The 11,507-nt window shown below is 41.6% G+C and carries 10 protein-coding genes; 4 read left to right on the forward strand and 6 right to left on the reverse strand.

The window, feature by feature from the left end; all coding sequences use genetic code 11:
• Window positions 1–7: 7 nt before the first annotated feature.
• The 6 genes from RCG24_RS05190 to RCG24_RS05215 all read right to left on the reverse strand — a co-directional run bounded on the left by RCG24_RS05190 (window position 8) and on the right by RCG24_RS05215 (window position 6,118).
• Window positions 8–1,351 carry a TldD/PmbA family protein gene (locus RCG24_RS05190; RefSeq protein WP_202651398.1) on the reverse strand — a complete coding sequence of 448 codons (1,344 nt, stop codon included), beginning with the start codon at window positions 1,349–1,351 and terminating at the stop codon, window positions 8–10.
• A gap of 3 nt (window positions 1,352–1,354) precedes the next feature.
• Window positions 1,355–2,743 (reverse strand): TldD/PmbA family protein, encoded by a 1,389-nt coding sequence (locus RCG24_RS05195; RefSeq protein WP_202651397.1) that lies wholly within the window; start codon window positions 2,741–2,743, stop codon window positions 1,355–1,357.
• 226 nt (window positions 2,744–2,969) lie between these two features.
• Window positions 2,970–3,158 (reverse strand): alpha/beta-type small acid-soluble spore protein, encoded by a 189-nt coding sequence (locus tag RCG24_RS05200; protein ID WP_202651395.1) that lies wholly within the window; start codon window positions 3,156–3,158, stop codon window positions 2,970–2,972.
• A gap of 85 nt (window positions 3,159–3,243) precedes the next feature.
• Window positions 3,244–4,386, reverse strand: a complete 1,143-nt coding sequence (locus RCG24_RS05205) for a CAP domain-containing protein (protein WP_202651393.1) — start codon at window positions 4,384–4,386, stop codon at window positions 3,244–3,246.
• Between the two features lie 160 nt (window positions 4,387–4,546).
• Window positions 4,547–4,957, reverse strand: a complete 411-nt coding sequence (locus RCG24_RS05210; RefSeq protein ID WP_202651391.1) for a hypothetical protein — start codon at window positions 4,955–4,957, stop codon at window positions 4,547–4,549.
• A 183-nt stretch (window positions 4,958–5,140) separates the two neighbouring features.
• Window positions 5,141–6,118 carry a 2-hydroxyacid dehydrogenase gene (locus RCG24_RS05215; RefSeq protein ID WP_308078502.1) on the reverse strand — a complete coding sequence of 326 codons (978 nt, stop codon included), beginning with the start codon at window positions 6,116–6,118 and terminating at the stop codon, window positions 5,141–5,143.
• Between the two features lie 236 nt (window positions 6,119–6,354).
• On the opposite strand from RCG24_RS05215, the gene RCG24_RS05220 reads away from it, so the two are divergent.
• The 4 genes from RCG24_RS05220 to RCG24_RS05235 all read left to right on the forward strand — a co-directional run bounded on the left by RCG24_RS05220 (window position 6,355) and on the right by RCG24_RS05235 (window position 11,505).
• Window positions 6,355–7,542 carry an aminotransferase-like domain-containing protein gene (locus tag RCG24_RS05220; RefSeq protein ID WP_202651387.1) on the forward strand — a complete coding sequence of 396 codons (1,188 nt, stop codon included), beginning with the start codon at window positions 6,355–6,357 and terminating at the stop codon, window positions 7,540–7,542.
• Between the two features lie 401 nt (window positions 7,543–7,943).
• A complete protein-coding gene (gene ftsZ, locus RCG24_RS05225) occupies window positions 7,944–9,269 on the forward strand; it encodes a cell division protein FtsZ (protein ID WP_374049125.1) in 1,326 nt (441 codons plus the stop codon).
• Between the two features lie 227 nt (window positions 9,270–9,496).
• Window positions 9,497–10,486 carry a proline dehydrogenase family protein gene (locus tag RCG24_RS05230; RefSeq protein WP_308078503.1) on the forward strand — a complete coding sequence of 330 codons (990 nt, stop codon included), beginning with the start codon at window positions 9,497–9,499 and terminating at the stop codon, window positions 10,484–10,486.
• A 173-nt stretch (window positions 10,487–10,659) separates the two neighbouring features.
• The gene (locus tag RCG24_RS05235) at window positions 10,660–11,505 is read left to right on the forward strand and encodes a hydrogenase small subunit (protein WP_202651383.1); all 846 of its coding nucleotides are present in this window, start codon (window positions 10,660–10,662) and stop codon (window positions 11,503–11,505) included.
• Window positions 11,506–11,507: the final 2 nt, after the last annotated feature.

Below are 11,507 nucleotides of genomic sequence, written 5' to 3' on the forward strand. Positions count from 1 at the left end.
AATGAACTTATTCCACCGTAACTGATAACGATTTTATCAACAACGATGGGGAGCCGACTGGTAGCAGCGGGAAGGTTAAATCGGAGCCAACTTCCTCAACATCGTGCAGCATTTGATAAAAATTACCCGCTATAGTCATTAAGTTTACCGGGTATTGAATTTTCCCATCTTTTACGTAAAATCCATTGGCAGCAACTGAAAAATCACCGGATACCAGATTCGTTCCAGAATGGAGACCGGAAAGATTGGTGATTAAAACACCTTCATCAATCGATGCCAGTAAGTTTTCAAAAGACGTGGTTGATGGTTCAATAAAAAGGTTGGAAGGTCCAACTTTAACAGCACTTTTATAAGAATCTTTATGGGCATGCCCAGTTGTTTCAGTTCGGTCCTTTTCCGCTGTTTTACGATTATGAAGCAGCGATGTTAACGTTCCGGAATCGACTAATGTCAATTTCTTAGAAGCCACCCCTTCGCTGTCAAACGTCCTGCTCGCCAATCCGTCTTCAAGGAAGGGATCATCAACGATGGTGATTTTATCAGCAGCAATCGCTACACCAAGTTTATCCTTTAATGCGGAAATACCTGCCTGTGTGTTTTCAGCGGAAAAGTTAGCTGAAAACGTATACAGCAAGCTGGCCGCGGCATCATTTCTTAAAAGAATTGGGTAATCCTTACTTGCGATGTTCCTTGCTCCTAATTGAGAGAGTGTTTCATCGACCACTTTTTGAGCGATGGCTTTCGCATCTAAACTATGAAAGTCCTTTGTCACATGAAAGGTATAGGCAGATTTTGTTTCCTCCGCCTCTTTGGCGATGACTTCCAATATCAAATATAAATAATTGACCCGATCAGAAAGAGACAAGCCCTTGTTATTAATGAGGAATCTAGTAAGCGCTTCCGTCCGGATCTGGCAGGTATCGGTGGCAACAATGCGGGGATCCGCCGCCAAAATTTCCCGTTCCACATCTTGAATAAACTTGATTTTTTCCGGAATAGTCACTTTATTTAATGATTCTGAGAAAAAATTGCGCTTCTCGTAGTGGCTGCTGCCGGCAAAAACTTCCTCACGTTCTTCTTCATTTAGGATCTGTGTATTTTCTTTGGCACTTTCTAACAGGAAGGGGATGGATCCCTCATCGATCTTTTCGGAATAAGCGTAACCCATTTTTCCGTTAAAAATGCCCCGAAAAGAAACGCCGCCGTCTTCGGCAATTTCATATTGGTCAATTTCCCCTTGGTAGATTTGGCAGCCAAAAACTTCTTTCTTTTCATAATAGATCTCAGTCTCTGTAAAACCGCTGCTGTGCGCTGCATCGAATAGCTTTGATTGGAATTCCTCGATGTTCATTCGTTATTCCCCCTTTGTTCCACCGACAGTTATTTCGCTGACGCGGATCATCGGCTGCCCTACGTTTACCGGGATACTCCCGCTCAAGGAACCGCACATTCCCGCGCCATGGCCCAAATTATTGCCGACCATATCGACAAGCTGCAGCGTTTTCGGTCCATTTCCAATGAGCGTGGCCCCTTTGAGAGGTTTGCCTAGCTTGCCATTTTTTACTTCATATGCTTCCATGACGGCAAAGTTATAATCACCTGTAGCCGGGCTCACTTGTCCGCCACCCATGTATTTTGCATAGATCCCGTACTCGGTATTGGCGATGATCTCTTCGGGTGTTGATTTTCCCGGTGCAATATACGTATTGGTCATTCTTGAGGTTGGAGCGAAACGGAAGGATTCTCTTCTCCCTGAACCGGTTGATTCCATTCCCATCCGGCGCGCGTTGAATTTATCGATTAAATAGCCTTTTAGAATCCCATTTTCGATAAGAACATTTTTCCTCGCTTTTTCACCTTCATCGTCAATATTGATGGAGCCCCACTCATTTGGGAGGGTGCCGTCATCAATATAGGTGACAATCTCCGGAGCCACCTTTTCTCCAAGATGGCCTGCAAATACCGAGTTATTTTTAGCGACAGCAGTTGCTTCCAGGCCATGACCGCAGGCTTCATGGAAAATGACGCCGCCAAACTCATTATCGATAATGACCGGGAACTTTCCGCCGGGGCAGGGGCTGGCATCGAGCATTGTGACTGCTATCCTTGCTGCTTCGCTGGCATAATGATTCATATCGAGATTTTCAAAAAATTCGAATCCCTGATGGGCACCCGGTCCGTAAAAGCCTGTTTCCATTTGGTTATGGCGGACTGCGATTGCCTGAATCGCCAATCTTGAACGAACCCGCTTGTCTTCAATCCAATTTCCTTCGGAGTTAGCGATTATCACATTCTGTTCCTCATCCATAAGGCGAACCTTTACTTGAGAAATGCTAGAATGATAGTTTTTCGCCGTTTCATACGCCTGTTTCATAATCGCCGCCTTCCGTGCTTTTTCGACCTCCAGCGGCAGCACTTGAACGGGGTGAACCGTTTCAACTGATTCATGTACTAGTGGGGGTAATTGAATGAGATTATTTCCACTGATCGCTTGTGCCGCGTTTTTCGCCGCCTTTAACAGGCCATCCTTGCTGTGATCGGTGGTATAGGCATAGACACTTTGCAAGCCCTTAAACACGCGGATCCCGATACCGAAATCTCGCCCGGAAAGACTGGTTTCTATTTTGCCACTTTGAAGAGTGATATTATTTGTAAACCGATCTTCAACGAAAATCTCGGAAAAATCCCCACCCGTGGACAAAGCCGCTGTCAGTACGTCCTCAATCAATGATTTACTTAGCACACGTATAGACCTCCTATTTTTTTTTAGCTAATCGGAAAGTTTCTATTTATTAAGTAGGAAGGTTCTGAATATTTTGTTCAGAAGCCTCTTGGTAAAAATGGTACGTTTTCATCATACAACATTTCTCACGATAATGGTTAATATAAAACGATATGTTATGGGAAAATATTACTTCATTAGTCAACTTAAAAGGGTCAGCCCTATCGATTGCGGACTGACCCTTTTGTTATTGCTGCTTTTTCATTACTTGTTCGCCGAGGGCGACTAGGCGCTTTGTCATTTCACCACCGACGGAACCATTTGCTCGTGCGGTCGTATCAGCACCAAGCTCGACTCCAAACTCGCCTGCAATCTCTTCCTTCATCTGATCAAGAGCATTGTCTGCACCAGGAACCAAAAGTTTGTTTCTCGCCATGATCCATCACTCCCGAACGAAGTTTTGAGCAAATCATTGCTCGTATATAATATAACCTGTTTGAAAAACCTAATTCCTAAGCGGATTATTTAGCATAAAAGTTTTCGGTATAGTAGGGCTGTGATTGATCGTTAAAGGCAACCCCAACACCTAAATATTTATAACCTTTCCGTAAAATATTCTCACGATGTCCGAGCGAATTCATCAAACCCTCATGGGCAAAAATACTGCTAAATTGGCCGTAAGCAAGGTTTTCTCCAGCCAGGTAAAAAATAATATGATCTTCTTTCATTCGATCAAAAGGGGATTGTCCTTTCAGATTGGTATGATCAAAGTAGTGATGAACCGCCATATCGGTGCTATGTTTTCGTGCGGTTTCTTGAACATGCTGATCCCAATTCAAGATGGAAAGTCCGTGCTCAACTCGGGCAGCATTCGTCAAATCAAATAGTTGATACTCAAGGCCTTGTTTTAAGTTTGCACTCGCCTTTGGATATAATTCTGTTTTTCCTTGTTCCATGTCTTTAGTAATTAGCTGGATGGCTGTAATCGTATTTCCCTCATGTTTATCATAAAAAATTGTGATATAAACATCGTTTAACAAATACACATCATAATCGCGGTCTTTTTCAAGCTGGTAAATCATGAATCCCTTTTGAATACGGTTTAATGGTTCCCCGAGCTGCTTACGGACTGATTCTTTAGAAGTTCCTAGTTTGATTCCCTTTTTCGAAGCAATCAGATTTTGATTGGTATATAATCCGGCAGCTTTATTGTTTTGGTCGTACATTACCATGAAAAAGTTTCTGTAGTGGTCATGGTAGGCATACCAATTTGTCCCATACTCATTAGCTGAGGAACGGTTTGCCGGTCCTAATTGTTGTTCAATCTTTGCTTTGGTTTCACCAAGTTCAATATTATGGATGGAAAACAATTGCTCAGCCGGCGTTTTTAAGTTTATTTTTTCACCCGGAGATTGTTCTTCCGTTTGATTACCGAGCGGCTGTTTATTCAAGTGAAGCGCAAGTTGGTTGACAACTTGTTGCACATTATCGTACAAAGAATTGAAAGCGGCAATGATTTTCGGATCGCTTTTCATGCTATTAATTTCGGATTGAATTTCCTTAATGGAATGATTGTCGCCAGTCAAACCGAGTTTTTGCTCGATCGCCGGCCAAGAAAAATAGAGCAGCGCAATCGATATGAGGAGAACAAAAAATCTTTTCATTGCATTTCTCACCTCCGAGAAAAAATATGAAGGTTAAATATCAAAATTGTACCCATTTTTAACTCAATGCATAAGTCAACTGGAGATAAATAAAAACCCTCAAGAAACCATTTTTTGAGGGGGTGTACGTTATTCGAGATATGTGTTAGTCCGCTGAATGTTAGGCAACAACCGTAATTCGAACATAGTGCGAATGTTCCTCGTCCCATTGATAAATTCCGTCTTTTAATTGAATAATATTGTCAAACGGACAGGGAATGGTGGCCGCTGGTGCTTGATTTTGTTCTGTATCTGCAAGAATTTGGTTTTTTAGTTGAAGCAATTCACTTCTTGAAGCAATTCGGATAACGCAATTGAGGGAAATTTTATCGGCAGTTATGCCATCTTTCTTGCAAATGCTATCTTGGAAACTTTTGTTGAACTGAATCATCATCGATAAATCATTTAAACAGGCTACACCGAACACTTCTTTAATAATATCGTCATAGCGTAGCTGGTAATCAGTAGCGAATTTAACCATATTCTTCTCCGGATTTTCCAATATATATATTGTTTCGATCGACCTACTCAAGAACCAACACCCTTTCTTTCTTATTGGAACCCATTATTTAATAATAACACATTTTTTCGATTTGGTGTTGCTTGTTATCGGGAAGAAAATGAAGCGGGAGTTGGTCAAGGTTATTTGAAAGCAATTTCAAATATACAACCGTGCAATTTATGAAAAAAAGAACACACAAGAAAGTGCGTCCTTTTAGTAGTTAAGTACCTCGGGATTGACTAGGTTTGGTGGACGTTTACCACTCAGGCCAGCGATTAAATTTTCCCGTGCCAGCTCAGCCATTTTTAGTTCTGTTTCAAAGGTTGCTGAGCCGAGATGCGGCGTTGTGACGACATTCGAAAATTGGAGCAGGGGGTTATCCTGGTTAATCGGCTCGATTTGGTAAACATCCAATGCTGCACCATGAATTTGTTTGTTTTTTAAGGCCTCAATCAGTGCAGCCTCATCGACCGTCTTTCCGCGTGAGCCATTAACGAAAATGGCCGATTGTTTCATTAACTTAAACTCCCGTTCCCCCATTAAATGCTCGGTCTCTTGTGTAAGCGGCGTCATCAACACGACAAAATCGGATTCTTTAAGCAATGTATCAAGGTCATAGTAGGTAGCGTCAAATTTTTCCTCGGCCGCGATATTCCTTGTTCGATTGTGATATAAAATTCTCATATCAAAGCCAAGGTGACCGCGTTTGGCAATTTCGGAGCCAATTTTCCCCATGCCGATAATCCCTAACGTTTTATGGTGAACATCGAGTGCGAACTGTTCGGTTGTTAAATAGTGCTGCCACTGTCCGGTTTTCACGAATTGATCCATCTCTGGAATGCGCCTGGCCGCCGCAAGGAGAATGCCAAATATGGCATCAGCCGTTGTCCCCTCCAGAACCCCGGGGGTGTTTGTCGCCATTACGCCTCGTTTTGTCATTTCATCAACTGAAAGGTTATTATACCCGGTTGAGTTATTGGCAACTATTTTAAGTTTAGGTGCAAGGTCAAGCAGTTCTGCATCAACCGGTAAGGCCAGACCAATAATCCCCTCGGCATTTTTTAATGAATGGATAAAGGCGGGGGCGGTTTGGGGATTAATATTTTCAAAAAATTCAATCTCATAATCATCTTTTAAAGGGTCGAGGACTTCTCGCAAAACAAAATTATAAGCGATTATTTTTCGTTTCATTGGGATGGTCAACTCCGAATAAATTGATTAAACAGCTAAATATTTTTATACTTTAAAATAATATCATAATAGCATAAGCAGTGGTGTGCAATAAACACATTTACTCCTAAGATATTTTTCAAAAAATTACAAAAAAACTCTTGAAAGTTTTGAAGTTTGCCTTATAATACTACTATAATAATTTTCTGACTATTTAAAATTAGTCAAACCCATAAAAAGAAAGAAGGAAACTTCGAATGAATTACTCATTTGCACCCTTAACGAAAAACTATGAATCTTCTGCAGTTAGAGATATTTTAGCAGTGATTCAACAAGGAAATGTCATTTCGTTTGCAGGGGGATTACCGGCAGAAGATATTTTTCCGATAGATGCCGTGAAAAGTGCGTATGAAAAGGTGTTTGCATCTGGGAAAGGATCATTGCAATATGGGGCAACTGAGGGATTTAAACCCCTAAGAGATGCAATACAAGAGAAAATGGAGCGGAAAGGCATTTTTACAAATCCTGACAAAATACTTGTTACGACAGGGTCACAACAAACCATTGACTTGTTTTCACGGGTGATGCTTGCTCCCGGAGATATCGTCTTAACGGAGGATCCAACGTATTTAGCAGCTTTACAGGTGTTCCGCTCCTATGGGGCAAGCGTTGTTGCTGTTAAGGGCGACGAACACGGGATGAACCCGGAAGATCTTAAAGCAAAAATAGAACAGTATAAGCCTAAATTCGTTTATGTTATACCAACGTTCTCCAACCCGGATGGCAAGGCCTGGAGTGCCGAGCGGCGACAGCAGCTTCTCAAGCTTTGCTATCAATTTGATGTGCTTGTTCTGGAAGATGATCCGTACAGTGATATTCAATTCCATCAAGATGAAGTGTACCACCCAATTGCCTCCTACGATAAGGAGCAGACCCATGTGTTATATACCAGTACTTTTTCAAAATCTGTCGTGCCTGCGTTAAGAACGGGCTGGGTGACCGGACCGGCTGAAGTACTAGAAATGATGACTCAAGCGAAACAAATGAATGATTTGCATTCCAGTTCAATTGACCAACAGGCTTTGTATCACCTGCTTTGTGATTTTGACCTTGAGGCACATATTAAGCTGATCCGTTCTGTGTATTATGAACGGATGACGATGATGAAAGAATACTTAAATCAAGTTGGACCGGGCTTGTTTTCCTGGAAAGAACCGAAGGGCGGCATGTTTATCTGGGTCGAAGGGCCGAAGCATATTGATACGACCGTTTTGCTCGCTGAAGCCGTAAAAAAAGGCGTTGCCTTTGTACCGGGGGCACAGTTTTACGTCAATGAACCAAAGCTCAATACATTCCGGATTAATTTCAGCCATTCAACTCCAGATAAAATAAAACTGGGTATGGATCGCTTAGTGGATATACTCACTTCCGTGCCGGTGGTTTAGATAATTATCGTGTCTGACACTAAGTGGAAAACTCCTGCAGATTGCGGGGGTTTTTTTCTATCAAAAAACTGTTTATCCCGCCTTAACGGGCAGTAAGATCCCCACCTCGGGGAGTCCAAGTCTACAAGGAATCTAGATGGGGAAGATCAACTGCCCGTAAAGGTCCGATTGGTTCAACTAACCATCAGTGGGGGATGAACAAAACCCCCACTGATGGAAGTTTCACTTTATGTAACAAATATATTTTAAGCAAATTAATTTTTGATTAAATGCTTATAAGTAAACCTATTTCCAAATAATTTGTGTATAATTCTAGTTAATAGATTCATTATTTTATTGATAATGATAGCGAACAATTTCCGAATAAGGAATATGCAATGGAATGAGAGTGAGGAATAAGCATGTGGGATTTTGATATGGATATAGATCAGGCGGCGAAAATCAAAGTGATCGGCGTTGGCGGCGGTGGTAATAATGCTGTCAATCGCATGATTGAAGATGGCGTACAAGGGGTTGAGTTCATTTCCGTCAATACTGATGCACAGGCACTTAAACTTTCTAAGGCAGAGATCAAGATGCAAATTGGCGCTTCTTTGACCAGAGGTTTGGGTGCCGGAGCCAATCCGGAAATTGGCAGAAGAGCAGTGGAAGAGAGCCGGCAGCAGCTTCATGAGGCCCTTCAAGGGGCAGACATGGTATTTGTTACGGCTGGAATGGGAGGAGGCACCGGAACTGGTGCTGCACCGGAGATAGCCCAAATTTCGCGTGAACTGGGTGCTTTAACGATTGGTGTAGTGACCCGTCCTTTCGGATTTGAAGGTCATAAGCGTAAGGTGAATGCAGCAGCTGGGATCGAGGCAATGAGGCAGGCGGTCGATACCCTAATTATTGTTCCCAATGACCGCTTATTACAAATTGTCGATAAGCGGACGCCTATGATTGAGGCTTTCCGTGAAGCTGACAATGTTCTTCGCCAAGGAGTTCAAGGGATTTCCGATTTAATTGCTGTCCCGGGGCTAATTAATCTGGACTTTGCCGATGTGAAAACGATTATGTCAAATCAAGGGACAGCCTTAATGGGGATTGGAACGGCAAAAGGCGAAGGGCGTGCCGTTGAAGCAGCGAAAAAGGCAATTGCCAGTCCATTGCTGGAAACTTCGATCGATGGGGCTCAAGGCGTTTTAATGAATATAACTGGCGGCACTGATTTAAGTTTATTTGAGGTTCAGGAAGCAGCCGATATCGTAGCCGCTGCAGCTGACCAAGATCTGAATATGATTTTTGGATCGATCATTGATGAAAATCTGAGAGATGAAATTATGATAACGGTCATTGCCACTGGCTTTTCGGAGAGGGAAACTCCGAAAACGAAAGCTGACGGAGACCTTTTCATCCACAGGAGTTCTCGCGGAACTTCAGGTAGATTACCAGGATTGCGCAATGATCAGGATTCATTTAAACGTGAACAACGGATGGCGCCTGGATCAGTGGGAGCGATTCGCCTAGAGGGACAGCAGCGAGAACAGGAACGTGGTTTTTCTTTCAATCAGCAGCAGTATGAATATGAGCCAAAAAGAGTGTCGAAAACACAGATTCACGAACCTTCCAATGGTTGGGATACTTCTGTTGAACTTGATGATAAAAGCACTAGCTTAGGGCAAACGGATAGTGATTTTCTTGACATTCCGGCCTTTTTACGAAAACGCAAAAACAGAACGGATAGATAAGTTTTAGACGAAAACGCTTGGATAACCAGGCGTTTTTTCATTATTCATCAAAAAACAATAAATGATTCAGTAGTATCTTTTACAAAAGACACTTTAAAATAATCGAAAAAAGGAAAGAAATATTTTTGAAATTACTATATTAAGAAAATTGCCAAATTTATTTTTAGTGAAACTTTATGCTATAATATTTCTAGTTATATTAATCTATTATATAAGGAGTAATTAAAATGATTTTAAAAGATTTTTTTATTGCCTTATCACAAAACCAATTTCTCAATAGTGCCGCTAAAAAATACGGCCTAAAAATGGGTGCACAAAGTGTAGTCGCCGGTACAAATATTGAGGAAGCGATTCATAGTATTAAAGAGTTAAATGCTCATGGCATCTCCTGTACAGTAGATAACCTAGGTGAATTTGTCTTTAAAAAAGAAGAGGCTACTGCTGCCAAAGAACAAATTCTTAAAGTGGTCGAGGCGATTCACGAGAACAAAGTGGATGCCCACATTTCGTTAAAACCAACCCAGTTAGGATTGGATATTGATTACGATTTTTGCAAGGGAAATGTTAGAGAAATCGTGGACAGAGCTAACCAATATAATATGTTTGTTAACATTGATATGGAAGACTATAAGCATCTACAGCCTTCGTTTGATCTGTTAAATGATTTATCAGCAGAATATGACAATGTTGGTACCGTCATTCAGGCTTATTTTCATCAAGCGCTTGAGTATCTGCAAAAATATCAAAATTTCCGCATCCGCCTTGTAAAGGGAGCTTATAAAGAACCGGCAGACATTGCTTATCAGGATAAAAAAGATATTGATGAAAACTATATTAAGTTGATTGAATGGCATTTGTTAAACGGTAAGTTTACATCGATTGCTACGCATGATCATCGAGTTATTAATCACGTGAAGGCATTTGTTAAAAAACACAATATTCCAAATGATAAATTTGAGTTCCAAATGCTATATGGTTTCCGTCGAGATCTGCAGTTGAAACTCGCCAGTGAAGGTTATAATTTCTGTACCTATGTTCCATTCGGCAGCGACTGGTACGGCTATTTCATGCGCCGTCTGGCAGAAAGACCACAGAATTTAAACCTTGTCATGAAGCAGGTATTTAATAAGAAAACCAACACCGTGATCGGTGTGGCTGCCGGAGCCTTCTTCCTCGGCAGATTAACGAAGTCAGAAAAGAAGAACTGTAAAAAATAACTATTTTCGAAAAACTCCCAGAAATGGGGGTTTTTATTTTAATAAACATGTTTATAGTTTAAAGGATTTTTTGTTAAACATTTCACAATATTGTAGACAGATCGTGAAGATAAAGCCTATACTCCAATTAGACAGATTCATTGCAAAGAAAGGCTTAGAGGTGAACGGATCCTATGACACAATACAACTGGTTAGAAACAATCGATGTTTCGGAGGAGATGTTACAACGCACTAATCAGCGGCTTCCGGTAATTTGGATAAGCGCATTGGATTGCACCGGATGTAAGGAGGCGTTTCTCCGGTCAGTCGAACCCACCACATTGGACACCATTCTTCATTTTATTTCATTAGAATATAGCGAGCTTTTATCTGCAGCCAGCGGCTACCAAGCTGAAGAACATAAGGAATCCATTTTTCAAAAATATCAAGGTCAATATGTCCTTGCTGTTGAAGGCGGGATTCCGCAAAGTGATGAATATCTGATGATTGCCGGTAAATCTGTCAGAGAGGAAATTATCCAGGCAGCGAAACATGCCAAAGCTGTTATTGCCTTTGGAAGTTGTTCAGCGTGGGGCGGGCTGCCTGCTGCAGGCAGTAACCCGACCGATTCAGTTGATGTTAGATCGATCATACCGGAGGAAACTCCAGTGGCCCTTGTACCAGGGTGTCCCCCTATTCCGGAAGTGATGATTGGTACGCTATTGCATATCCATTTTCATGGGGAGTTACCGGAACTTGATAAAAAGATGCGTCCTAAGGCTTTTTATCAAACCACGGTTCATATGACTTGCCATCGCAAACCATTTTTTGATCAAAAGTTGTTTGCCCAATCTTATGATGATGAAACAGCCCAAAAAGGCTATTGTTTATTTAAACTTGGCTGTAAGGGGCCGAGAGCATTCAATTGTTGTGAATCAATGGGGATGGATCGCTGCATTGCTGCCGGATTTACTTGCATTGGCTGCTCTGAAGAAGGCTTTTGGGATAAAGGCGGATTCTATCCGAAGAAGCGAAAGTAACA

The sequence above is a fragment of the Neobacillus sp. OS1-32 genome (assembly GCF_030915425.1).
Lineage (GTDB): Bacteria > Bacillota > Bacilli > Bacillales > Cytobacillaceae > Neobacillus > Neobacillus paridis.